Source organism: Microbulbifer maximicatervae (SeqCode), assembly GCF_052467815.1.
In genome coordinates, this window is record NZ_CP174326.1 from 4,622,251 (window position 1) to 4,647,369 (window position 25,119).

The window sequence follows — 25,119 nt, forward strand, 5'->3', positions numbered from 1 at the left end:
TGCGTTTCAGGAAGGAACGTCCTATAACAATGAGCTGCGGTTACTTTTTGTACCAAAACATACGGCCTTTACAAATTCAACGTACTAGTTTACAGCATGTAAGCTGTTGTTTCTAAAGCTTTTACTGTATATTTGGCGCTTCTGTGCCTTTATAATGCCACTCCTATTTGTAACCGTAACACCTGGATGCTTAAGAATCACTTCAATATTGTTTGGCTCAGGGGCGTAAACGCCTTAAAAGCGGACATGGAAAATACCTACCTAGGAACTGTCTGGTGGGTAATGGAGCCACTTCTTCTCACAGGGCTTCTCTACTTCGCATTCGCATCTGGATTCCGCGGCAACCAAGCTGGGCCAGAATTTTTAGCATTCCTGCTGTGTGGCATGCTCCCATTTAAATGGTTTGCGTCATCCATCAGCAATAGCGCCGAATCGATAGTTAACAACAAAGGGATACTTGGCCAATTTTACTTGCCCAAGTGGATATTTGCTTGCTCAATCAATCTATCTATGCTCTTGAGGTTTGTATGCGTCCTGCCAATACTTTTTGGTGCGCTATGGCTCTCGGGGTTTGTCCCCTCCGTCGCATGGTTAGGACTTATCCCTGTCATTTTCTCCCAGCTTGTCATTAATCTCGGGCTAAGCTTGTTAGCTGCGGCTACCATACCTCTGGTGCCCGATTTACGACACTTGGTACCTCTATCCGTAACCGGGGTACTTTTCACATCAGGTATTTTCTTCGATATAGGCAGCCGCCCGCCAGAGGTTCAGGAGCTTCTGTTTCTCAATCCATTTGCTGAAATTTTTGTTAGCTACAGAAAGGTTCTTCTAGAGAACCAAATGCCCGCGATTGGAGAGTTAGCCTACCCACTCATTGTTGGAGCTATATCCCTTATCTCCGCCCTAGCCCTGATTAAAGCGTTGGATAGAACTTACCCAAGAGTGCTGCTATGAGCTCGCCGATATTAACATTTTCAAAAGTAGGCCTCGCCTACCGTGGAAGGTTGAGCCTATTCACAAAGCCAAACTGGGTACTCAAGGATATCTCATTTGAACTGCTACCTGGCGAAACACTTGGCGTTATTGGGCGAAATGGTGCCGGCAAATCAAGCTTGCTTAAATTGCTCGCAGATATCATCACCCCAAATACAGGAAAAATTCACAGAAAGCCTCATATCAAGTCACAACTATTATCACTTGGGCTAGGTTTTAATAAAAACCTGAGCGGTATTGATAACGCCCTTATGGCACTGGTAACTCAAGGGAGCAGCATCCGACAGGCTAAGACTCTAATTCCCATCATCACGGAGTTTTCTGGCCTCGGCGATACAATTAAGGAGCCTGTTGGCACCTTTTCAGCAGGCCAAAAAGCTCGCCTGGGCTTTGCCACAGCAATCCATGCAACACCGGACGTACTTCTACTTGATGAGATCCTCGGAGTAGGCGACAAAGACTTTAAGCAAAAATCAGCAAAGGCACTGAAGGATAAGGTGCGGTCGAACCAGACTGTAGTACTAGTATCTCACTCTACCCAAACGTTAAAAAAGCTCTGTGACAGAATATTGTGGATAGAAAACGGCGTAATTAAAGCGATTGGAGAAGCCCAGAAAATCTTAGAAATGTATGAAACTGAGGCAGTACCAACATGAAGATCTACGTCCATATTGGCTCAGATAAGACTGGGTCAACCGCCATTCAAGCTGCCCTCAGTCAAAACCGGGATGCACTAAGGGCGAACGGGATTGAGTACCCTCAACTCTTTAAACAAGAAAGCCACCACGAATGCTTGTTTCGAGAACTACGGTCAGGCCAAAAAGGTGGCTGCTGGCTCAAACTGGACAAAGTTATCTCCAGCAAGCCCAAGCATCTTATTCTTAGCGCCGAGGCCTTTTGCAATTTAAAAGCCTCCGAAATAAATTTGTTTAAAAAATGGTTAAACCATTCCGACATATGCGTAATAGCTTATATTCGTAGAGCAGATGAATATCTAGAGTCGGGAATAATGCAAAAACTCAAGACCGCAAAATCATACTCTGCGTTCAAGTGGCAATATTTAATGGCAAAGTATGTCCCCACTCTTTTTGATCCCTGCGTCTATAGTGCAGCCTTTAAAACGCTATTTATCAAACGCTGGGAAAAGGTGTACCCTAATAAAATAATCACCCGCCCATATGACAAGAATCAATGGGAAAGCCAAAACCTCATCTTGGATTTTTTGAGCAGCCTAGGCCTTACAACGGCAACTCAGAATTCAATCCGAGCCAGCAAAGTCAGCAGAAATGTTACTCCCAGCATAGCAGGCGTTTATGCAACTTCGATTCTAACACGAAACAAGCTTTTTGGGCTCAGGCAAAAACTCAGCCAAAGCTTTGCAGGGGACCCCTTACAGAAAAAGAAAGGCGCATTTTTGAGTTGGAATAAGCGTGCAACTGCGCGCATGATTTCTCAAATATTTAACTACTTCACAATTGGCTCTCAAGGGGTCAGTTTTTCTAATGAAAAAACCCCAAAATCAATTGGGCTTCCAAGCCTATCTGAGGTGATATCCGCTTCTGAAGATATTGTTGCGAACCAATTAGCTGAAACAAATAAAATGCGAGCTAACCTTCAACACAAGCTAAAAAGTTGCTCGCCCGCACCTAAAGAGCGGCCCATCGCAGCTAAAGATTAATACAGGAGCATACTGGTTTGACGTTAGACACTACAGACAAATCAGCCTCTGTGCCGCTCATTGAGATTGTAATTGTGACTTACAATCGAAAGGCAGAACTGATCGATCAACTAAAGCTACTAACACATTTAGATTACCCCAAAGAAGCTTATAGCATTACGATTATCAACAATAATAGTGATGATGACACCGCTCTGGCAGTCGATGATTTTATTCAGCAAAACAGTAATTCACGGCCGCAAATTAAAGTGCTCACTCTGCATGAAAACCTTGGGGGGTCTGGCGGCTTTAGCGAAGGCATTAGAAAAGCAGCCTCCCAAAACAGGGCCAACTATATTTGGCTATTAGACGATGATGCAACGCCACAAAAAAATACACTGAAGCTTTTGGTTGCTAGCGCAGAAAAGGAAGCTGGCAAGTGTATTATTGGGGGGGTAATCCTAGACAAGTCCAATACAAAAAAAGTGACAGAGGCGGGAGCCAAGGTCCGCTGGTGGAGAGCCAGGCAAGAGCTACTTTTTAATGGCGAAAGTATAGGTGACCTTCCCTCAACCCCCTTTGAAAGCGAGTACTCATCTGCGGCTTGCATGCTCATTCCCATGGACGCAGCAAAAAAACTCCAAGATTTTGCAAACTTTTTCCTTCACTTTGACGACGTAGAGTGGTGCCTACGAGCAAGGGAAGCAGGCTATAAAACACTTATCGAACCAAAAGCACATGTTGCACACCCAACGAAGAACAAGGAGTATCGTCCCGGCATTAAATACTACGATGTCAGGAATTTTTTGTATGTTTCGGTAATGCACTACAAGGTAGCAACCCCATACCTCTTTATTAGGTTCTTTGTAAAAGCAGCCATTTGCAGCCTCTCCCACCACAAAAGAAAAGAGAGCCAAGAAATCTTTAAAGCTTTATTAGACTTTACAACTAAAACTCAGGGCAAAATGCAATGACTTCAAAAAACAACTCTATCGCAATTGTCGGCGCAGGATTCTCAGGGGCCGTTATTGGCCGTGAGCTTGCAGAGGCTGGATATAAAGTTAATATCTTTGAGACGCGAGACCATATAGCAGGAAACTGCCACACCGAACGTGACTCTGAGACTGGCGTAATGGTCCATAAGTATGGACCACACATTTTCCATACTGCGGATGAAGAAGTATGGAAATATATCAATAAATATGCTGACATGATGCCTTATAAAAATCGTGTCAAAGCAATTTATAATGGCAATGTATATAGCCTGCCTATTAATTTACATACGATAAATCAATTCTTCGGAAAAACCTTATCCCCAACTGAAGCCAAGTCCTGGATTGAATCTCAGGCAGACCTTTCCATTGAAGATCCTAAAACCTTTGAGGAGCAGGCACTCCGCTTTGTCGGGAAGGACCTATATGAAGCCTTCTTTAAGGGCTACACACAAAAACAGTGGGGACTCCACCCTTCCGAGCTTCCTGCCTCCATTCTTAAACGCCTCCCTGTGCGTTTTAATTATGATGACAATTACTTCAATCATCCATTTCAGGGAATGCCTAAGCATGGTTATACCGAGATCGTATCCAAGATCTTAAAACATGAAAACATTACCCTCCACTTAAGCAGCCCTTTCAACCCTGACGAAAGAAAGAATTACAAGCATACCTTTTGGTCTGGCCCCCTTGACGCCTTCTTTAATTATGAGCATGGCCGGCTTGGCTACAGAACCCTAGATTTCGAACGAAGCACTCAAGATGGGGATGCCCAGGGAAATGCTGTAATTAACTATACAGAAGAAAAGGTACCTTATACCCGAATCACTGAGCACAAGCATTTCGCACCCTGGGAAGAACATGAAAAGACCGTGATTTACCATGAATACTCCAGGCTTTGTGAAGAAGGTGATACTCCTTACTATCCTATTCGCCTTGCTGGAGAGGTTGAAATGCTGGAGACCTATGAAAAAGAGGCGCAAAAAATTGAAGGTGTAACTTTTGTTGGGAGACTGGGGACTTACCGATACCTGGATATGGATGTCACTATTAGAGAAGCACTAGACCAAGCAGCGGCCTTCCTAAAAGAATCACCACAAACAGAAAAATAAATCTTTGGTTACACGCTAAAATTAGATTGAATAGAACAATGAACACTATACACTCAATTATCCCTCCTAATAGAAAAGCCACAACACTGGACTCGCTTTACCAGCACTATTCTGGTGCCATCAGATACTCCGAGCCCGAATCTGCGTGGCATATCGGCCCATTTTCAACTCTATCATTTGACACATACTTTAATTCTTTTAGCCTTGGGAAATGGCTCAAGTATTGCGATCTTACCTCGCTCAAGGCAAAAATTAGGGGTGCTGGGACCTTTACATGTGAAGTAATCGCCGCATCCAAAGAATCGGGAAATGTCGTTCTAGCAAGAAGATCTATTCAGCTAGAAGATTGCTCAGAAGTAGTTATCGATATTGATTTAACTTCAGCACCTAAAGCAGGCTTGGCATTCATTAAAATAGAAACCAGTCTTGACGCAGCAAAAATCTATGATATTGCCCTCTTAACCGAGAATGCTCCCCGCCAAAATTGCTCTCTGGCTATTGTTATGCCGACCTATAAAAGGGAGAGCTTCGTATATAGAAACATCAAGCTTTTTGATGAGCTTAAGAAAAAAATTGACCCTAGCACTGTCATCGACCTTTTGGTGATAGATAACGGCTGCACTCTCACCGCCCCCGATAACTCTTCTGTAAAATTATTTACGAATAAAAACTATGGTGGGTCAGGCGGGTTTGCAAGAGGGTTAATTGAGGCCACGCGTGAATCAAACAAATACAGTCATATCGTTTTGAGCGATGATGATACAACGATAGAACCAACAACACTGCTTCGACTGCAAACATTCTACTCATATTGCCATGACAGCTCTGTAGCGGTTAGTGGAAGTATGCTACGACTTGATCAGCACAACATCCAATATGAAAATGGTGCCATACTTAATAGCGACGCACATTTTATCCCTATAAAAAGCCAACTTGACTTGAACCACCTTAATGGTCTGCTTGAAAATGACCAAGAAGTGGCAAAGCAATATGCTGGTTGGTGGTTCTTTTCTGCTCCAACTTCGACATTTAAACACCTAGGCTTACCGATTCCTGTATTTCTAAAGTGGGATGATGTCGAGTATTCGTTAAGAGCAATAGAAAATGGCATCAAAATTATAGATATGAATGGTATTGGCGTATGGCATGAACCATTCGAAAACAAATACTCCTCAGCAACATTTTACTATGAAGAGAGAAATTCGTTCATAGGACGCAGCATCCATGATTCCAACTTCAGTTACTGGGCTATGTGCAAGCGATTGCTAAAGAAAACAATCGTGCTGTCACTGGGGTATCGTTATGACTCAGCTCAAAAAGCAATTGATGGAACAAAAGCTGCATTGAACGGATTTTCTAAACTTCATGATACATTGCCAGATGAGCTGCACGGAGCCTTACTGCGCTCTCAAGAAGATGTAGCAAAGAGCATCGCCCCATCTAAAATCCCCCAATTTAGATTTGATGATTTCAAAGTAAGGCTTAAACATAAAATTTTATCCAAGCTAACTTTAAACGGGCATATTCTACCTAGCTTTCTCATTTTTCCTGACAAGAACATAGCAGATCCAGGAATAAGATATATGTCAACCTTTGACTGGAATTACATCAAGTGCTTGCGTGCTCGTAGGGTACAATATATTCAACCCTCAACCCTGAGCGGTTTTACAGCTACACGAAATCCCACAAGATTTTTTAAGATTGTTGGGCAGGCAACAATGCTCACCCTTACATCTTACAAGCTATTCAAAAAAGCCAAAGTCAGCTACGTAGAAAATCAAAGACATATGACATCAAGAGAGTTTTGGGAGGAATTTCTTGACATCAAAAAGGATAATTTTGTAACAGAACCCACCCCAACTACAGAAAATCACTAACGTCTGGCGAGCAGCATGAAAACACTGTACTTACATGTCGGAAACTTTAAAACTGGAACTTCTAGCATCCAGAGAATTTGTCATGATTCCGATTTAGACGTACTGTACCCAAAAAGCTGCAGACCTCAAAACAATACTACCAACCATGGAAGGTTAACTCTTAGCTTACTCAGAGACTACGGAGTACCATCTCCCACCTGGTTCAATGGTAAAAATATAATTTTTAAAAATGAGCTAGAAGCTATCCAACAGGAAATCCTCTCCAGCCCGAAAGACAAGGTCCTCATATCATCTGAGGAGCTATTCAGCATCTGCGCTTCGGGCAAAGGAGATGAAATTGCAGAAGCACTTCAATCTAGCTTCAGGGAATTCTCTGTGAAAATCATCATGTATATTAGAGAGCCTCTTAGCTTTTTAAATTCATGGTATAACCAACTTAACAAAGGGCCTCACAGCACACAAAATCTACTCATGTTTTTTCAAGGGGTTGAGGAGTCACTGCTTTCTCAACTCCCAGTTTATAAGGTTTTTTGCAGACACTTCGGAGAAGAGAACTTAATAGTCAAATCATTTCACCAGACTGGCCATGACCATATTAATGATTTTTTTAGCACTATAGGCTCCCTTTTCCGCCTACCTGCAAACCGCAATGCCACTTACAATTCATCTCAAAATGAAAGCTCTTTTGAGTTAAAACGCATAGGTAAGTTCAAGGGAACCGTCGAGGACGCAATCACATCATCCGGGATAAACACCAAAAGGATATTAGGAAAAATTGAAAGCATAAATTCAGGGTTTAACATTATAACCAGGAAATCTGATATAGCCATCAATAGCGATTTAACAATTCAAGCTTTGGCTAATGCCTATCTGGAAAAACTGGAAACCATCAAAGAGCTTGCATGCAAGGAAGTGCAGCCTTTGAAGCGCCTCGCAATTGAGCTTGAAAATAAACACATAGAGACCGCCTCTTTACTAATGAACGCAGCACTTACTCTGCGACCAAATGGGCCGCACATACAGAAAAAGTGCAACGAGTACTCCATCCGACTACAAAATAAATCTAACCTTATTACCGAATAAACCAAACATGTAGCTTAATAGCTTTTCAGTAAGGCATGATTTCACTACTAAATTGTGCTTTACTACTACCTCTAGCTTACCAAGCTCTAACGGCTCAAGTAGTCACACAACAATAAATTCAGCGCCGATCTGATTAAAAGCTTTTATGCTCCGCCACTTACCTTCAATCCTTTTGCATTTCAATTACCAAACGTCCGGAAAGACCGACCCAGCCACAATTATACAGAACCAAAACTGAACCACTCACCACCTATTTCATCCGAGTGTAAATAATGTAGCTTTCTCGAGAAATTTTTATTTACCTGCCAACTTATTACTTCAACCTATTTGAGACTGTAAATTCAATGGATTTTAAGTCAAAACAGCAAAAAGAAAATAAATTTTTGGAGCAAAGAAACATAATAGGGAGGCCAAGGACCTTAAATTTCCCACTCTCTGCTTACAATCTTTGGAGAGTAATGCCCCTCAATTAATCATATAGGTATCTGGTTATTTTCCTCAGAGACTTCCAAGATATTTAACTTCAATGAGAATACTCTGAGGCAGAAAGCAGATTGAATAAAAATAGTCTACTGTCTACATAAAGGGGGGGGTCCGGAAAGCCCATAAGTCCATATAAAACTTAGGCGCAACGGTAACAGATAAATTATAAAGCGTCGATCAATTGATGTGAGGAGTTAATTACACTGGTAAAGCTGGGAGCTCCTACCTAAGATTGACAATCGACATCAACCATAACACACCTCAACTTAGAGTAAATGTAACAATCATCCATTTTTGGACGTAATTCTGACAACCTAAATTCAACTTGTCATTTTTTCCTTTCGACTTTTTAAAATATAAACATGCACCACAACATTTTTATTCCAGTAAGTGTAATCACTATCAAAATATACCTGCCATTCTCCTAGATATTTTCACACCCCTCTTTCGACTTATTAATCTTATAATGATGAGCAATAGACTTATTGTAGAATAGTTTTAAAGTAGCCCTCACAAACAGTATTAAATCGCGGGGAGCTAGCATTTATCTTGGCAACCCCTATTTCACTTTTTCCGCCCAAGAACAACTGATGATCACACCATCCCAAACTGATATCATATTTAGCACCACGCCACATAGAATAATACCAAGAAGGGCATACAAATAATTACCCGAAACAGCCTTATAGTATCGACAGAAAACTCCCTCCATACACAGTTTTGGAGACATTTTCAAGCTCAGCTGCCAGATTTAGCAATCCAATCAAGCATCTGATGATGCGATCACCAGCATCGCATCACAGGGTTTACCCAAGACTTTACCTCTAGGTATAGGCGCCCTCATCAAAGCGAGTAACCCCCCGCTTTGATGAAGGGATTTTACAGATTTGAGCAGTTAAACTAACTCTGGCCAACTCCCGGCATGGGGCATAACTTTAGCACCAAAACCCAACTAAGATTTTTACTGGCAACCTTATGAGTATGCACTCATGGAATAAGTGAGCAATACCACCCTCAATGGATATCTATATTCTTGAGAAAATCTTTTACTGCCGGCTCAGTCAGCTCCCCTCTAAGAAGCTTCCAAACCTGCTTAACTCCATCTCGCGCAGTCTCAATTTCAGGGTAGGGTTTCACTTCCTTCACTTTATCTATATCTTCAAAGAAAGACCGCTTACCAGTAAGCTTGTTCAGGTAGTCATGAACTGGCTGAAATTCAGAGAATAGAAATTCTCTCTTTTCTGGTCCAAACAACTCGATCTGTTTACTCGGAGGCAAATCAACTTTAGAGGAAATTTTTATCATCTTTCGACATAGCATTCTGGCACTTTCTGTTTCAAGATGATGGAGCGCCAACCTGCCAACCTCAAGCAACCCAAGATGTATACTTTGGTTTGCAGAAATACTCTTTGTACTTAAACCTTTAATTTTCTTTTCTAGCCCCGCTTGCTTAAAGAAATCTATAATTGAACCACCTTCACCCAAAACGTCAGAATAGCTTCGAATTGCAAATTTTGCTTGCGGGAACTCCTTTACCCAGGGCTCTAACAGTGATCGGTAATTAAAGTGTATATCTGACAAGTACTCCTCTAGGCCATCATCCCTCAAAGCGCCCATCTTATGCCCAAAGCGAAGCCTTTGAGAGTGCCAAGATGCCAAATATTCATCTGGCCGTCGAAGTGTACACACTATCGTGACGTCCGAAATACCCAGCTCCGCCTTTAACCTTTCAATCATTTCAGGGCATCGCACTCCAAAATTAGAGAATACCTCAGAGCAAAGAACTACTGTTGATGGGGTTAACGCGGCAATTTGCTCTTTTATTATCAAAAGCATTTGGTGAACAGACGGAAGTCCGGTGTGATAAGGAGGTATACGCCAAGAGTTAGCTGACTCAGACATCATTCTGAAAGCTAAGGCATTATGGGGTTCGCGGATATTTATATGTGTAGGCCCACCTAGATCCTTTCCTTTCACGGCCCGCAACAAGTTACTTGCCATCCCTTTACTTTCAACCGCCGGGTATAAAACACCCCTATTGATTAATGTAAGAAAATTATTCGTTAAGAAGGTTTGTAGGGATGTTGACCCAACCTTGTGATGCCCAATAAAAATAACTAAGTTCATACCTACTCCACCTACTATAATAAATAAGGCACACTCAAATCTGCACGACTTGCTCGATGTAAATCCATACCGATCCTATAGTTTGCATGCAGCAATTTAGCGCCCCACTTTCAATACCCACCCTAAAAACAAGCTGCCAGAATACCCATAAGCCCAATTACTACAATCAAAATTTTATTCAGCCCACCCGAGTTTAGACCTACAAGTCTCATAAAAGTTATGATCAATGGGGTGAATCAATGTAAGGCGATGCGGCTTCTTATGGACCCGAATAACATCTCCAGGCTCCGTTACCACCTGATCATGTCCATCACAAGTAATATAGGGCTTTGCTACATTTTGCTCCCCCACGATCAACTTGAATTCGCTACTACCTTCCACAACAATCGGGCGACTGCTTAAAGTGTGGGGGTTCAGGGGGACCAGAACTATTGCATCTAACTTAGGATGCATAATGGGCCCCCCTCCGGAGAGCGCATATGCAGTAGAGCCCGTTGGGGTCGAAATAATTAGGCCGTCTGATCGCTGCGTATAAACAAACTGACCATCGATATAGAGATCAAACTCTATCATCCTTATAAATTCACCCGGGTGAAGAACCACGTCATTTAATGCCGAGCCCTTCCCAACAGGTCTACCGTCACGAGTGACTGACATATCTAGTAAAAACCGGCTTTCCGCCATGTATTTACCGGATAAGACTTCACCAACCTTTTGCTCTACCTGATCAGGCGTGATATCTGTAAGAAAACCTAAGCGGCCACGATTAATGCCCAGAAGAGGAACGCTATAGCGCGCCAGGGATCTGGCCGCTCCAAGGAGACTGCCATCTCCTCCAACAACAATTACAAGATCGCATAGCTCACCCAGTTTATCTCTGGTAGACACCCGCGCGCTGTGGGACGAAACGCAGGAAGCTGTGCCTTCCTCCAGCACCACACTGTAACCCTCTCTCTCAAGGTAAGCTATCAGGCGCTTTAGAGACGAAACTGCGTTTTTACTTTCTGTTCGGCCGATCAGCCCTATATTCTGAAATTCCGACACGGCCCCTCCCTTTCGGCACTTCAACCAGCCTTTTTGGCCACAACAACACAACGATCAAGTCGCACCTTCAGCACCGAGTAAGGCCTGGCAGCACAGAACTGACTATTATGCCGCAGGCCTATAGATGAGTCGAACACCGTAGTTCCATTGATCGCTGGCTTAGCGAAAAATAGCAGATGTTCAAGCAATACCACGTCGACCTTGCAACCCTCCTGAGTGGATAGCTAATATCTTACTACCCTTTCGAAGCCGACTATTTTTTGCACTATTTGATAATGCAAATAGCAACTTAGCCGTATAAACTGGGTCTAGTGGAATACCCGTCTCAACCTCTAACTCGTCCTGAAATCGCCGCAACTCCTCCGGGTACTTTGCATAACCTCCACAGTGATAGCCCGAAAGCAGCCGGTGGTGGATGCCGCCTGCTTCGTCTGTAAGAATCTTATGAGTTGCGTCAAGACGTGCGATTTCTCCCTCCTGGGGCAACCAGGTAGCAGCATCTCTCAATATACTGTTTCCCGCCTTTAGCACTTCAACACCCACTGTCGAAATACCCTTGAGGCCTGAGGCTAACCCCGCGAAAGTAGCTCCTGTACCACAAGCCGTCCAGACCTGATCAAATCCGACTGGAGCACTCCTTAAAATTATTTCACCTAGAACCCTTGCCCCCCTCACGCCTATATAGTTAGATCCCCCTTCGGGAACAAATAACGCCGACTCCTCGTCCACTCCAATTTCACTAATGAAGCTCGCCTCCCCTCTTCGACGATATTGCTCTCTGGATACAAAAATCAACTTCATCCCGAAACGCTCTGCATCTTGTAAAGTTGCACTTAACCTATGCGCTCGCTCCCCCCGAATTACACCCACTGTGTCAAAACCAAAACGAGCCCCCGCAGCTGCAACAGCATGAATATGATTCGACCAGGCTCCACCGCAAGTTACAACGGTCCCCAATTGGCGTGCCTCTAGCTCCAATAGGTTATAAAGGAGTTTATAGGCTTTATTACCAGAGATTAGCGGATCAAGAAGGTCATCTCTTCTCACCCATAGCTCTATACCAGGAAATAAATCACTACCCACCAACTGATAAGGGACTTCCAGTGCAGCTTTTGTAAAAGCATCAACATTTAAACAAGACAGGAAACCAGAAAGCATTGAGCAACCATGCAAGACTATTAACTAGGAAAGAATGATAATTGTGTATCGCAAAATATCCACAAGCATCAAGCCAGGGAACCCCGAGCAACCCCACTCCCCCTACAAACCTCGCGGACTCTCAAAACCCGCAGAGATATTTCAGAGACTCCTTGGATACCCCTCCTCAAAGAGGCCGGAAACTTTCACGCAAATGATAGAAATGATGCTCTTAGCCTTTTCGAAAAAATTAAAGAAAAGCTTGAACCAAAAAAGAAGAATGGACCACTTGCATAGAGAGCACTAACCCAAGCCCTTTACGAGTCTGCCGACCCAAAAAAGTCCGCGTCAATCACAAGGTCCAGCAATAGAGCTAAACCTGCAACAGCCAGACACAAAAAAGCCCTCGCATGTGAGGGCTTTTTTGTGTCTGGCGGACCGGACGGGACTCGAACCCGCGACCTCCGGCGTGACAGGCCGGCATTCTAACCAACTGAACTACCGGTCCTCGGTAGTAAACTTCCTTTGGGAAGTTTGGTGGGTGGTACAGGGGTCGAACCTGTGACCTACGGCTTGTAAGGCCGTCGCTCTCCCAACTGAGCTAACCACCCGCTGCTCTTTGTTTTTGAGGCCGTGCCCCCTTGAGCGAGGCGAATATTACCCGACTGTAGATTTCTGTCAACAATTTTCGCGCCAAATATTTATACGCGGTCAATTTTCGTCCGAATCGTCTGGTAAAGAGACTGGTATTCCTCTCATTTCCACCTCATCAGTGCTTGCCCCTTGCAATACCTTCCCCTGACGATAGTCAGGGTCAAGTAGATGACCGGCAATCTTCACTGGCATCTCCCTCGGTATCAACTGCTCTTTAGGGCGGGCAAGGTCTTGCTCATTATAATTGCACACACCGGTTGGAAAAATCCGCTTTAGATCTACTACACGACTAGAAATTTCCTCTGTGAATGGACCATAAATACCCTTCGCCAAAGCTCTCTCAACCGGCTGCAGTGCACACTTAAAGACATCATCAGTCACTGGCGCTCCCGCCACTTGTCTTGAAGTACTATGGATCGGGTATACCCTCATACATTTACCAGGAGCTTGGCTATTCCAGGAACCATTCCAGACATCATCCCCTGACGCCAGCAAATTTCCTTTCTTGTCGAAGCATCGATCATTAGCATCATCCGGACGGTTTTCCACCACACCTTTACCTGGATTTTTCATAATGTTCAGCATCCAGCGATCAATAAGGTCTAGCGCCTCATGCAATGGGTTATAACCTTTGTCACTCATCCAGATCAATTGATTTTCTGCATGCCCACGAGCGCGCCGAATACGCTCGCGTGCAGAGAAAGATGCTGAGCTATGGTGCATATCCGGCTCTTTATCCAAGTAATGCCGTAAATCAATGATGGGGATCTCTACATCTCCGAGGAAAACATGGCCGGAACGATATATCCCATTAATAGTCTCCAGGCTTGCTCGACTGCGCTTCGCCGGGTTTTGAAGTGTTCCCATATTAAGGTTTTGCTCACTCCAAAGAGATAGGCGAACAGGAAACATATTTCCATTCATAAACCACAATTGCTCTTGGCTCTGATTTTCTGGTGCTTTCCAGCCACCTACAGCAGCATTAACGCGTAGAAATGTATCTATGTTAATTTCGCCATTCACCAGGGCTTTTAGTCCGTATTGAACCCCCTCATTATCCCAAGAGCTATTTGCATACCCCGATGCACTAGCACCATAAAACTGTCGCAGGTCTTCCCAGTGAGTCCAATGTACTTTTGGGACAAGTTCCGATGCAAAACTCTTCGCAAAGTGAACAAAGTTAGGATTGTTGACCAGTGGTACCAAGCCTCGCCACCCCTCAACGCACTCAGTACTTCCTTGCATCTTATTTCGGTAGCGGCTATTAAAAATCCCAGCGAAAAAGCTCAGCACTCCAAATTTGCTCGATCCATTTTCACTGGCTGCCAACCCCTGAATAACAGTCCGCTCTTCAGCTTTTTTCCAACGCTGATTCGAACTATCCACTATGTCAAAGAAATACTCCAGCGGCTCACAGTCAAAGGCGTAAATAGTTTGGGATACCATATCCGGATAGGAATAGAGGGGGATAGCGGCATCCAAAAGGCCAGGAGCATTCTGTGCAAATAGATACTGCTGAATCGCCCCCCCTGACCCCCCAATACCAATCGTGTACATCGGTTCACCGTACAACGATTCAAATTGCTTTTTTACCCTGCGAGCAGTGTCTTCCGCCAGCCACATATTGTAGTGATTTCTAGTCTGATTGGCGGTCGAATAGACAATCGCATAACCGCGCGCAAGCTCATCCATTCGCCGCGTGGTGATATCTCCTTTGTTAATCTTTCCCTGGCGCCCCCCTATACCCACGCCACCACGAAACTGATAAATCAACCGTTTATTCCAATTGCTACCACTTGGCTTACTCGCAGACTCACCCTCTCCCCTTAACACAGCTATCGCATAAAAGTGACGATTGATCGTGCCCGTCTCCACGCGAACAATAAAATCCACCTGTTTTCCGTTTACCGTCACTTTGTCGATATCATTTCTGGCCTCATGCATATAGTGAAACTGGCCATCGGTAGTGCTTCGATAAAAATAGGTAACTTCAGTAGCGTGACTGCAATCCCGGCTATACCCAATAACCTCTTTTGTCTTCCTGCCCTTATCGTTTAGAGCAAAAATGGGCACCCCTTCCCCATTTTGGTTGTCTACCAGGGGCTGCTTATTTGTAATATTGTTTTTCCCGCAATAGAGAGGGTACCTAGACGGGCCACTAAATAGAGTCTCCACAGGTCCCAACTCCCCTAACCCAATAGGAAAGGGAAAATATTCAGGCGGGCGGGACATCATTCTCGGATGAGGGCCGGAATAGGCAGCTATAGGTTGATAGTCCAGCCCCCCTTCAGGAACACCCAACACCGGAGCATCTACGCTCCCATGGACTTTTGGCAGCTGATTATACCCATACCATGCTGCCGCCCCCAGGCCTATTAGCACCAAGAGCAAAATAGAGAGTATCCAGCCTCTCCTTACGGACATAAGCGCCTCCACAGGGAACATCACTTTCTGTACAGCTTGAGTATATGAACGGATGTCCCAGGCTACTGACAGTTGGCGCCAAGAGAGACTTGAAGATAGGAAGGACTTGTTGAGCAATGCGCAACAGCGCAAATATCTTTGTGACAAAAACAAAAAAGGGAGACCGAATGATCTCCCTTCTCACGAATAGTACCGCTTAGTCTTTAGCGATAATACCTTTCTCCTGGAGAGTAGAGAGAATCACTTCAACCTCCTCCTCAAGAGTCATCTCAGCAGTGTTCAGGTGTAACTCAGGTGAAACTGGCGCCTCATAGGGGTCATCAATACCAGTAAAGCCTTTGATCTCACCTGCGCGGGCTTTCTTATACAGACCTTTGGGATCACGCGCCTCAGCTTCCTTCAGCGGGCAATCTACGAATACCTCCATGTAAGGAAGGTCACCTGCTTCGTGCATCTTTCTTACCAAATCGCGATCTTCGCGGTATGGACTGATAAAACTGGATAGAACAACCACGCCAGTATCTGCGAACAACTTGGAAATTTCGCCTACACGACGGATATTTTCCTGGCGGTCTTCAGCCGAGAAGCCAAGATTAGAGTTGATGCCCAAGCGGATGTTATCGCCATCCAGACGGTAGCTAAGCACGCCACGCGCAGCCAGAGCCTTCTCTACCGCAACAGCCACAGTGCTCTTACCAGAGCCCGAAAGGCCGGTAAACCAAAGGGTCACGCCTTTGTGGCCGAGGATGCTCGCCCGGTTTTCACGGGTGACATCACCCTCATGCCAATGAACATTGGTCGCTTTTTGCTCAACTGTAGCCGTCACTGATCACTCCACGTCTTGAATACAATTCCTAATGCCACCGGTACAAGACACTTCACTGTACCCTGTACAAATGTCTGCCTGTGGTATGGGCGCCAATTATCGAGTATTTGAGTGGCCAGCGTAAAGCCCCTTGTTATAACGTGTCTATTCAATCCAAAGCCTTGAGTGCATAAGAAGCAAGGGGTAAATTTCCTTTGCAGGAAAATCAGATTAGAAAAATAGTCCGGTCAGTAAACTCTCATTGGGACGTAGTTCACGAACTTTTCAGCGACATCTGCAGGAACACCCCTCTAGCACCTGCATTTAAACCGAGGCTGAATAATACAAGAGCGTTTCTTTGATTGTATCCCGAGCCTACTCTCTACAGGAAAGTCTGCACCTGGTTTTAACTATTAACCCCTCCACTAACGTTAAGATAGGACTGAACTCCTTTGACCTTGCGAAATATAAATATTCCCACTTTCAGAAGAAAACGAACTCATATCAAATCACTAACAACAAAATATAAGCTTCTTTGAAATTGCCACTTCACCCAGCCTCTAAAGCTCAAGCAATTTATATAAAAGGATCTTTTTGCTCTCTGTGCAAGTAAGCATATTCCTGTTTTGCAATGCAAACTCTCACCTAAAACTCCGACCTAATAATTCAGTCATTGTCATCCCCCTCAGATTGTCACTAATTGAGAGCCCAGCTCCTGATGGGCCACCAATAAAATCACCAAAGAGTGAATTCACTTCAGCACTGCAATCCTTCCCGCCCATATAAAAATGCCCCCTGGGAACCTCTACCTTCAACTGCTTGGAAACTTAGAGTCGAATTATGACCAAACCAACCGAGTAGAGGCGAAGAGAGTAAATTTGTTCAAGCCCCATATCTATTTATCTATGCGCATATAGACAAATCCTTATTGAGGCCAAAATAACAAATAATTCTCCGCTGCAACCCCAGCCCATCAATACACAATTAACGGCCATCTTACTAATGTCATTCACGGCAAAAAACCGACAACCAAGTTCAAATCGCCAATACCAAGAGCTACATATAGAATCACCCTTTGGACATTAGAGTATTAACAATAAATTAACAACGCCCACCAGCAACTGCATGAAACTTATTGCCCCCCCTTGCAACCAACCTCCGAATGACACCTTTTAATCTAGTTAAAAATACAAGATCCATGATAATCTCTCCCTCCTAAAGTGAGAAATAACAGCCCTATATTTCGTAGGGTTTAGCCAAGAAAGGAGGATTCTCGCCGATGAGTAAAGGGGTTTTAAATAGGTTTAAAATTCGCAAAGGAAAAATTTTTGAAGCCCCGCTAGAAGAGGCATTTGGTCGCCTGGTTACTCCTTTTGAGGAATTTATTCATCGACAAAGTAGCAGCGGTATTTTGCTAATGCTTTCTGCGCTTATCGCTTTGATCGTTGCTAACTCCCCACTGCAGGAAACCTACAAGCACCTTCTTCATATGCCTATTGCCATAGGTGCTGGGGGCTGGACCTTTTCCCTTTCCCTGCACCACTGGATTAATGACGGCCTAATGGCCATCTTTTTCTTTCTAGTTGGCCTCGAGCTAAAGCGAGAATTTCTTGTGGGAGAACTCTCAGATCTTCGCCAAGCGGTACTGCCTGTGATGGCCGCTATTGGCGGGATGGTAGTGCCAGCCTTACTGTACAGCTCCCTTAACTCAGGTACAGAAGCTGGTCCAGGCTGGGGCATCCCGATGGCAACAGACATAGCCTTTGCCGTGGGCTGTATCGCACTTCTAGGTAACCGAGTACCACGTGCAGTAGTAACCTTTTTGGTTGCACTGGCTATCGTAGACGACCTGGGGGCGATTCTCGTTATTGCCGTCTGGTACACCGAACAAGTAAACATGACTGCGCTTATCGTTTCAGGCGGCCTGGTTATGGTACTAGGCCTACTCAATGCCGCTGGTATACGCCGATCCGCAGCCTACGTCTTCGTTGGCGGCCTGTTATGGTATGGTCTTCACTCAGCCGGTGTTCACGCTACTCTTGCGGGCGTGATTACTGCCATGGCATTACCTGCCAAACCCAAATACGACCCTGTAGCATTTAGCACCTTCGTGAAAGATATAATTCGAAGTTTTGACCGCTGCTTCCGCCCAGGTGACAAAATTATCGCTAATGACGATTTACGAGCCCGAGTAATGGGCCTGGGTAATGGCGTAAACTTAGCCCAATCTCCACTACAACGCATGGAAACCCGCTTACATATTCCGGTTGGATTTGTAGTGATACCAATCTTCGCACTAGCTAACGCGGGGATTCCGGTCGACAGTTTCAGTAGCTCTGAAGCTATACTCAACCCAGTCACTCTTGGGGTTATTTTCGGCTTGGTAGTCGGCAAATTACTCGGAATTGTAGGGGCGACCTGGATAGGCTGGAAACTAGGCTGGGGGCAATTACCCAAAGCAGCAAATTTTCAGCATATTATCGGTGTAGCATTACTCGCAGGTATCGGATTCACCATGTCCATTTTTATTGCCGAGCTAGCATTCAGCTCACAAAATGAGCTTCTGATCCAAGCCAAGGCCGGTATCTTACTGGCATCGGTTATCGCTGGAACTGCTGGCTTTTTAGTCTTACGCAACGCTCCCGCTACAGAAGACAATGTCGTCGAGAACGAGGGCTCAGATCACCCACCTCAGGCTACCTCCAACTAAATTGCGGTAATCAAAATAGGCCGGGGCAAATATGCTTGCCCCGGCCTACTAAAAAGCACCATCACAAAGAACTGTGTGATTACGAGGCGAATTTTGATCCAACTATCTATGGCTCTAAAACTTAGATCCGAACTAAAGTTACATCGCAATGCGCATAGTTCACTATGCTATTGGCTGTAGAACCAATCAGGGAGCTCAAACCTTTCTTGGAGTGAGTACCCAGAACTATCAGGTCCACATTCCTCTTTTCAGCTTCCTTGCAAATAACCTCATAAGGCTTTCCAACTTTAAGAGCTCGGTTTCTTTTGCTAACCCCAAAGTCTTCTGTAATCTCCTCAAACTTTGGAATTGCGCTTTCTTTCAGCTCTTTTTGATAATCCTTGGGCAAGAAGCTATAAGGCAGTACATTTAACACTATCAACTTACTATCGAATTTCTTAGATAGTTCTACCGCTTTAGACAACACATACCTACCTTCTTGAGACGCCTCTATAGCGCAAAGGATAGTATTATACATATTTCCCCTCCAGCAAATGGCCGATATAAAATATCTGAACAAAATAGATATTAATCTAACTACAGGTTAAAAGAAATAAGGCTAATGCACAAAGACTATAGGATTCCTGAAAGCACTCCACGACTTTACGCTCTCCGATCTGCAGACAACTACCGAAGGAAATCTAACTTGGCGCAGAATAAAACCCTTGTGTACATAGCCTATTAAAACCATTAAGTGCTTGATTTAAATCACTCAAAAAGTAGAAACAACAGTCAGCATATCCGTATATTCAAGATTAAAAACAAATCTATAGCGAAATCACAGCATACCAACTAGAAAGTAAGGCATAAAACTGAATATATAACGGTAACGGGTGCTTTAGAGTCCGCATCCGACTGGAACTTCATCAACTCAAACTTTCCAAACTCAAAGCGCCCCGACCTTGCCTTCGATAAAGAAAGCAAAGAATTACCAAAAAAGCTATATATTCCTCCTAGACTCTTCAACACGACTTAAAGCTTTTCGGCTTGAAAAAAATTCTCAGTCTCAAGAATATTAAATTATTATATTCAACCCTCCCAATTCAAATATAGGACAAACGACAGGCTAATGCAGACCCAACAAAAGACAGCCTAAAGCCCGACATGTTTCTCTGGTCCCTTATCACACTAAGAAGGTTCGCCCCAGGAAAAATATTTTTCAAATAGCTCATGTGAAACCACAACCCAAAAGCAAAGTGACATTACAGTCCACAGACCTATCAAGAAGCCCTTTAGCTAGTCATCCTTGATGAATTAAAGGCTGATGGAGGCACTCTGTGGGAATTCTTGATACAACCTCTATTTTATCCCCCAAAGGATAGCTATTATGTAAAGGTCTATGCTGAATACGCTTATCGATAAAAGTAGAGACCTCATCAGCAGAGGCCCTATTATCACCGCTCCCTCCTTGATCAGGTGCGATATACCCAGAGCTGCTCCACATCCTCATCACATGCTTGGCATCGCTCTCTTGCCGGGAAGTAAACGATAAAATTGGTTTATCATTTGCCTCAGGCTCTGCTTGAACTTTAACAAGTCGATCGGACAAGTCAGAAGTAAGATTCAAGCATAACGAATCCACAACATCCTGAGCAAAGCTTATTTGATCTTCCCAAGGAATACACTGATTCACCCGGTATGCATTACCAGCATTCGAAGCTGAGCGTGTAATATCAAACCTAAAACTCAAAAAGTGCTTATCTGTTAATGCAGTATGCCAGCTAATCCTATCGGGCTTATTTCGTAAAGGCTGACTTTCAAAGTATAACCAGCTCTTACCATCCTGCTTTACCCATTGACAATTGATGGGACCAAAATAGCTCGGCCATCGATATTGAGTTAAGTCAAATGGATCTTTTTTCAAGCCCGGGTCGAAATTATGAAGATCTATCAATTCATATTTGCGGTAAACTTCCTTTGCCAACACGTTTGTATCAAATAAACTTTCATTGATGGGAAGGTCTTCTATTGAGACAACAGTTGCAAACAGTTTAATATTCCCCCCGTACCCTCCAAGAACAGGTCTACTCTTGACTCCCCAACAACTTGAAAATATTTTTAAATACTTAATGGCTGGAAAATTAATTTTCTCATCCAAGTTCTTACTTGATCGATATGAAATTGGGCGATAACTTTTAGCCTCATAGATATCAAACTCTTCAGGCTCCACGTCCCATTTTTGAGAGGAGGATAACGGGTCTGATGGAGGAGGCACCATGAAAGAAAGCTTAGAGCCAGATAGAGTCTTTTCAACTCTTCTAGCTCTACGGAAGTTCGGCCCACGGGAGAAAATTTCTTTCAAACAACTCATAAAGGACTTGCATTCAGAAAAGCATGATAAAATCCAGACTCTTGAGAAGAATAGAGGTTCATCGAGGAGCCCTTTGACTCTTCATTCCTGATAAATTAAAGGATGATGAAGATTCTGAGTAGGAATTCTAGACGCAACCTCTATTTTGTCTCCCAAAGGGAAACTATTATGCAATGGCCTAGGCTGAATACGCCTGTCAATAAAACTAGAAACCTCATCGGCAGAGGCTCTATTGTCATCCGTATCTTTACCAGGGGCAACATATCCGGAGCCACTCCACATTCTCATCACATACTTTGCATCGTTTACTTGCCTGGATGTAAAAGATAAAATCGGCTTATCATTACCCTCAGACTGACCTTGAATTTTAACAAGACGATCGGATAAGTCAGAAGTAAGATCGAACTCTAAGGAATCCATAATACGCTGTGCAAAACTAATATAATTTTCCCATGAAAGGCATTGATTTATCCGATATGCGTTACCAGCATTCGAAGCGGAGCGTGTAATATTAAATCTAAAACTCAAAAAATGCTTATCAGTGAGTGCAGTATGCCAGCTAATTCTATCAATTTTATTTCGCAGAGGTTGACTCTCAAAATATAACCAGTTTTTATTAGCCTGTTCCACCCACTGGCAATTAATGGGCCCCAAATAACTAGGCCAGCGATACTCGGTCAAGTCAAAAGGATCATTTTTCAATCCCGGATCAAAGGTGTGGAGATCTCCTAATTCATACCGGCGATATACTTCTTTTGCCAGCACTCTTGTATTAAATAAACTTTCATTGATGGGAAGATCTTCTATTGATGTAATAGCAACAACCAGCCCAATCTTGCCGCCATACCCCCCTATAATTGGCATTCCCTTAAACCCCCAACAACTTGAAAATACTCTTAAATACCTAATAGGAGGAAACTCGATTTCATCATCCAAGTCTTTACCCGGGCAATATGAAATTGGGCGAAAATTCTTAGCCTCAAAAATATCAAACTCATCAGGCTCTGTCTCCCACTTTTGAATAGAAGAAAATGGGTCGGCCGGAGGAGGCACCATAAAAGAAAGCTTAGAGCCGGATAGCGTTTTATCAATTCTTCTCGCACGACGAAAATTCGGCCCACGAGGAAAAATATCTTTAAAATAACCCATGTAAAACTTTCACCCAAAAGAACTGTACTATGTCCTCCATAGAGGCCTAACAAAAGCCCCTCTAACTCATCACTCGTGATGAATTAAAGGCTGATGGAGGTACTCTGTGGGAATTCTGGATACAACTTCTATTTTATTTCCCAGGGGATAACTATTATGTAAAGGTCTAGGCTGTATACGCTTATCGATAAAACTAGAAACTTCGCTAGCGGAGGCTCTATGGTCCTCACCCTCACCTTTACTTGGATCTGTATACCCTGAATCACTCCACATTCTCATCACATACTTTGCATCCTCAACCTGCTTGGCGCTAAACGATAAAATAGGCTTATCTTTAGCTCCTGACTGCTCCTGAACTTGATAAAGTCGCTTTGATAAATCAGAAGTAAGAACTAAATCTAAAGAATCTACAATACGCTGTGCAAAGCTAATGTAATTTTTCCATGATACACGCTGATTTATCCGATATGAGTTGCCGGAATTTGAAGCTGAGCGTGTAATATTAAATTTAATGCTCAGAAAATGCTTATCTGTCAATGCTGTATACCAGCTAAGCTTGTCAAACTTTCTTCGTAAAGGCTGACTTTCAAAGTACAGCCAATTTTTATTGGCTTGTTTTACCCATTGACAATTAACAGGGCCTAAATAACTAGGCCAGCGATACTGAGTTAAATCAAATAGGTCATCATTTAATCCTTTATGAAAATCATGTAAATCTTCTAATTCGTACTTACGATAAACTTCTTTTGCCAACACTCTTGAATCAAATAAGCTTTCATTTACAGGTATATCTTCAACTGAATTAACATCTATAATCAATCTAACATTACCACTATACCCCCCAATAATGGGCACTCCCTTAAACCCCCAACAGCTAGAGAATATCCTTAAATAACTTATATGTGGAAAATCAATTTTATCATCCAAATTCATACTCGAACGGTATGAAATTGGTTGAAAATTCTTAGTGTTAAGAATATCGATCTCATCTGGCTCCACTTCCCATTTTTGAGCAGAGGAAAATGGGTCGGCAGGAGGAGGCACCATAAAAGAAAGTTTAGAGCCAGATAAAATTTTCTCAACTCTTCTCGCACTACGAAAATTTGGCCCTCGGGGGAAAACCTCTTTTAAAAAACTCATATAAATCCTATTTCTTGGCCAAACTTTTCTGCAATAATTGCTTTAGAGGCATGGTTGCCCCACTATGATACTGCTCATTAAGGCTTGGAATACTTGCTAATGTTGTACTAGCGGCAAGTTTCAACCCTTTGGCGCCAAGCGCAACAAGTAGCGCCTTTGTTCCAGCAAAAGAATACCCCATTGTTGATGCGGACACCGCCGTAGAGACAGCCAAAATTGTCGGAGTAGCTACTTTTTTAGCCTCTTTATAGAAATTTGTGGCCGACTGTCCAGCATCTACGAACTTATTGATACGATCTTCGCCCGTTGATGCCCTGCAAAGCGCACTTACCGCCATCGCTATATTTCCGAGCCCCAATTCCGAGCCACCGACAACCTGGGCAACACCGGGGGTGGCCTTAAACCATGTAGAATCCTGTGTATTCATCCCAACCTTACGGCGTAAATTATCGGCCACATAATGACTTGAAGTAGCATCACTAAGAAATATTGTTTGCTTCTCATCTACGTTCACCCGCCTTAACGCAAGTTGTTCCATAGCTTTAGTTAGCACTTTTGAACCACCCCGATGACTTATCCAGTCAACATATAGACCTTTGTCATGCGCCTCTTTCATATATCCGGCAAGAATCCTTGCAGCTTCCATATCCTTTGCAGTAGTACCACGCCCTAGATTTTTAACATATCGCCAACCTGCCTTTGCAGTGCCATCTTGTGGCACGTAAAAGAGGGTATAACCTTTACCCTGCAATTTTTCTAATTCTACAGTATCACCTCGAGTAATATGGGATGGTAAGATTTCAGCAGCATGATTTAAATCCTTACAATATCCATTGATACCAATTTTTAATGGAGAGTCCTTCTTGCCTGTTACATTGCCGCTTGTATTTAAAAACATAGCTGGATCCTCTTTTCTTGACCAGCTACCACCACTATCTTTAGATTCCCACTCACTCCTTTTCCGCTTCACGCCTTGCTAATCGAATATCAAGAATAACAACATCAGTCTGCGGTCCACCATAGTAATTGATTAATTCATACTCAATCTCAAAACCATCCCCAACAATACACCTTCGAGTTGCACTTCCATTCTTTAAGTAGGAATTAACCGGTGCGGCAGCTCCTCTTAAGCCATTTACTGCATTAGTCAATGCAAGGGCATGGTAGCCATCGCTACTAGGTACACGGCTAAGCTCCTGAAACCCCTCCAGCATTTGATGAAGTTGGTCATTAGCTACTATTGAACGACCAGAACCAGATTGACCAAAGGTTTTAAGTCCCATGCCGGCAGCTGATGAAGGTAAAGAGTTCATTGTTCATCCCTATTCAATAAACGCAGTTTCTCCTGTGAATTAAGTCACATAAAGATATTCTGCAGGAAG

19 protein-coding genes and 2 tRNA genes are annotated in these 25,119 nt (G+C 43.5%); 8 read left to right on the forward strand and 13 right to left on the reverse strand.

What is annotated here, in order from left to right; translation table 11 throughout:
- The first annotated feature begins 246 nt into the window (after window positions 1-246).
- Genes ACJJIW_RS19985 through ACJJIW_RS20015 form a run of 7 tightly spaced genes read left to right on the forward strand, consistent with a single transcriptional unit; the run spans window position 247 to window position 7,714 of the window.
- The gene (locus ACJJIW_RS19985; protein ID WP_444936175.1) at window positions 247-954 is read left to right on the forward strand and encodes an ABC transporter permease; all 708 of its coding nucleotides are present in this window, start codon (window positions 247-249) and stop codon (window positions 952-954) included.
- Window positions 951-1,649 carry an ABC transporter ATP-binding protein gene (locus ACJJIW_RS19990; RefSeq protein WP_444936176.1) on the forward strand — a complete coding sequence of 233 codons (699 nt, stop codon included), beginning with the start codon at window positions 951-953 and terminating at the stop codon, window positions 1,647-1,649. Before ACJJIW_RS19985 ends, ACJJIW_RS19990 begins: the two co-directional genes overlap by 4 nt.
- Window positions 1,646-2,671, forward strand: coding sequence for a hypothetical protein (locus tag ACJJIW_RS19995; protein ID WP_282932295.1), 1,026 nt, complete (start codon window positions 1,646-1,648; stop codon window positions 2,669-2,671). The genes ACJJIW_RS19990 and ACJJIW_RS19995 overlap by 4 nt, the downstream gene beginning before the upstream one ends.
- Before the next feature lie 17 nt (window positions 2,672-2,688).
- On the forward strand, window positions 2,689-3,624 hold the full coding sequence (locus ACJJIW_RS20000; RefSeq protein WP_444936177.1) for a glycosyltransferase: 936 nt from the start codon (window positions 2,689-2,691) through the stop codon (window positions 3,622-3,624).
- On the forward strand, window positions 3,621-4,754 hold the full coding sequence (gene glf, locus ACJJIW_RS20005) for a UDP-galactopyranose mutase (protein WP_282932292.1): 1,134 nt from the start codon (window positions 3,621-3,623) through the stop codon (window positions 4,752-4,754). Before ACJJIW_RS20000 ends, glf begins: the two co-directional genes overlap by 4 nt.
- Window positions 4,755-4,792: 38 nt before the next feature.
- Complete coding sequence (locus ACJJIW_RS20010; RefSeq protein WP_282932291.1) at window positions 4,793-6,631, forward strand: glycosyltransferase; 1,839 nt, start codon at window positions 4,793-4,795, stop codon at window positions 6,629-6,631.
- A gap of 15 nt (window positions 6,632-6,646) precedes the next feature.
- Complete coding sequence (locus tag ACJJIW_RS20015; RefSeq protein ID WP_444936178.1) at window positions 6,647-7,714, forward strand: hypothetical protein; 1,068 nt, start codon at window positions 6,647-6,649, stop codon at window positions 7,712-7,714.
- A 1,497-nt stretch (window positions 7,715-9,211) separates the two neighbouring features.
- Here ACJJIW_RS20015 and ACJJIW_RS20020 read toward each other — a convergent pair.
- From ACJJIW_RS20020 to cysC, 7 genes are all read right to left on the reverse strand, one after another.
- Entirely contained in the window at window positions 9,212-10,324 is a 1,113-nt protein-coding gene (locus tag ACJJIW_RS20020; protein WP_282932289.1) for a hypothetical protein, read from the reverse strand.
- Window positions 10,325-10,498: 174 nt separating this feature from the next.
- Window positions 10,499-11,368, reverse strand: a complete 870-nt coding sequence (locus ACJJIW_RS20025) for an NAD(+) kinase (protein WP_282932288.1) — start codon at window positions 11,366-11,368, stop codon at window positions 10,499-10,501.
- Window positions 11,369-11,548: 180 nt separating this feature from the next.
- Entirely contained in the window at window positions 11,549-12,526 is a 978-nt protein-coding gene (locus ACJJIW_RS20030; protein WP_444936179.1) for a 1-aminocyclopropane-1-carboxylate deaminase/D-cysteine desulfhydrase, read from the reverse strand.
- Window positions 12,527-12,936: 410 nt separating this feature from the next.
- Window positions 12,937-13,013: transfer RNA gene (locus ACJJIW_RS20035), tRNA-Asp, on the reverse strand.
- Window positions 13,014-13,040: 27 nt separating this feature from the next.
- Window positions 13,041-13,116: transfer RNA gene (locus ACJJIW_RS20040), tRNA-Val, on the reverse strand.
- Window positions 13,117-13,216: 100 nt separating this feature from the next.
- Window positions 13,217-15,583, reverse strand: a complete 2,367-nt coding sequence (locus tag ACJJIW_RS20045; protein ID WP_444936180.1) for a DUF6351 family protein — start codon at window positions 15,581-15,583, stop codon at window positions 13,217-13,219.
- Window positions 15,584-15,779: 196 nt separating this feature from the next.
- Window positions 15,780-16,409: an adenylyl-sulfate kinase gene (cysC, locus tag ACJJIW_RS20050; RefSeq protein ID WP_282932285.1), complete on the reverse strand. Its 630-nt coding sequence runs from the start codon at window positions 16,407-16,409 to the stop codon at window positions 15,780-15,782.
- A gap of 1,258 nt (window positions 16,410-17,667) precedes the next feature.
- On the opposite strand from cysC, the gene nhaA reads away from it, so the two are divergent.
- Window positions 17,668-19,098, forward strand: coding sequence for a Na+/H+ antiporter NhaA (nhaA, locus tag ACJJIW_RS20055; protein WP_282932284.1), 1,431 nt, complete (start codon window positions 17,668-17,670; stop codon window positions 19,096-19,098).
- Window positions 19,099-19,219: 121 nt separating this feature from the next.
- Here nhaA and ACJJIW_RS20060 read toward each other — a convergent pair whose 3' ends face one another.
- From ACJJIW_RS20060 to ACJJIW_RS20085, 6 genes are all read right to left on the reverse strand, one after another.
- Window positions 19,220-19,615: a universal stress protein gene (locus ACJJIW_RS20060; RefSeq protein ID WP_282932283.1), complete on the reverse strand. Its 396-nt coding sequence runs from the start codon at window positions 19,613-19,615 to the stop codon at window positions 19,220-19,222.
- A 762-nt stretch (window positions 19,616-20,377) separates the two neighbouring features.
- Entirely contained in the window at window positions 20,378-21,439 is a 1,062-nt protein-coding gene (locus tag ACJJIW_RS20065) for a hypothetical protein (protein ID WP_282932282.1), read from the reverse strand.
- Window positions 21,440-21,529: 90 nt separating this feature from the next.
- Entirely contained in the window at window positions 21,530-22,597 is a 1,068-nt protein-coding gene (locus tag ACJJIW_RS20070) for a hypothetical protein (RefSeq protein ID WP_282932281.1), read from the reverse strand.
- 69 nt (window positions 22,598-22,666) lie between these two features.
- Window positions 22,667-23,737, reverse strand: a complete 1,071-nt coding sequence (locus tag ACJJIW_RS20075; RefSeq protein ID WP_282932280.1) for a hypothetical protein — start codon at window positions 23,735-23,737, stop codon at window positions 22,667-22,669.
- Window positions 23,738-23,744: 7 nt separating this feature from the next.
- Window positions 23,745-24,635 carry a hypothetical protein gene (locus ACJJIW_RS20080; protein ID WP_444936181.1) on the reverse strand — a complete coding sequence of 297 codons (891 nt, stop codon included), beginning with the start codon at window positions 24,633-24,635 and terminating at the stop codon, window positions 23,745-23,747.
- A gap of 52 nt (window positions 24,636-24,687) precedes the next feature.
- The gene (locus ACJJIW_RS20085; protein WP_444936182.1) at window positions 24,688-25,050 is read right to left on the reverse strand and encodes a hypothetical protein; all 363 of its coding nucleotides are present in this window, start codon (window positions 25,048-25,050) and stop codon (window positions 24,688-24,690) included.
- Window positions 25,051-25,119 lie beyond the last annotated feature (69 nt).

Excerpts from the sequence above, each read along its gene's own strand:
- ACJJIW_RS20070 (WP_282932281.1), bottom strand. The coding sequence starts at position 22,597 with ATGGGTTATTTTAAAGATATTTTTCCTCGTGGGCCGAATTTTCGTCGT.
- ACJJIW_RS19995 (WP_282932295.1), top strand. The coding sequence starts at position 1,646 with ATGAAGATCTACGTCCATATTGGCTCAGATAAGACTGGGTCAACCGCC.
- ACJJIW_RS20075 (WP_282932280.1), bottom strand. The coding sequence starts at position 23,737 with ATGAGTTTTTTAAAAGAGGTTTTCCCCCGAGGGCCAAATTTTCGTAGT.
- ACJJIW_RS19990 (WP_444936176.1), top strand. The coding sequence starts at position 951 with ATGAGCTCGCCGATATTAACATTTTCAAAAGTAGGCCTCGCCTACCGT.
- ACJJIW_RS20045 (WP_444936180.1), bottom strand. The coding sequence starts at position 15,583 with ATGTCCGTAAGGAGAGGCTGGATACTCTCTATTTTGCTCTTGGTGCTA.
- ACJJIW_RS19985 (WP_444936175.1), top strand. The coding sequence starts at position 247 with ATGGAAAATACCTACCTAGGAACTGTCTGGTGGGTAATGGAGCCACTT.
- nhaA (WP_282932284.1), top strand. The coding sequence starts at position 17,668 with ATGAGTAAAGGGGTTTTAAATAGGTTTAAAATTCGCAAAGGAAAAATT.
- ACJJIW_RS20010 (WP_282932291.1), top strand. The coding sequence starts at position 4,793 with ATGAACACTATACACTCAATTATCCCTCCTAATAGAAAAGCCACAACA.
- ACJJIW_RS20085 (WP_444936182.1), bottom strand. The coding sequence starts at position 25,050 with ATGAACTCTTTACCTTCATCAGCTGCCGGCATGGGACTTAAAACCTTT.
- ACJJIW_RS20030 (WP_444936179.1), bottom strand. The coding sequence starts at position 12,526 with ATGCTTTCTGGTTTCCTGTCTTGTTTAAATGTTGATGCTTTTACAAAA.
- ACJJIW_RS20080 (WP_444936181.1), bottom strand. The coding sequence starts at position 24,635 with ATGTTTTTAAATACAAGCGGCAATGTAACAGGCAAGAAGGACTCTCCA.
- ACJJIW_RS20020 (WP_282932289.1), bottom strand. The coding sequence starts at position 10,324 with ATGAACTTAGTTATTTTTATTGGGCATCACAAGGTTGGGTCAACATCC.
- ACJJIW_RS20060 (WP_282932283.1), bottom strand. The coding sequence starts at position 19,615 with ATGTATAATACTATCCTTTGCGCTATAGAGGCGTCTCAAGAAGGTAGG.
- ACJJIW_RS20015 (WP_444936178.1), top strand. The coding sequence starts at position 6,647 with ATGAAAACACTGTACTTACATGTCGGAAACTTTAAAACTGGAACTTCT.
- glf (WP_282932292.1), top strand. The coding sequence starts at position 3,621 with ATGACTTCAAAAAACAACTCTATCGCAATTGTCGGCGCAGGATTCTCA.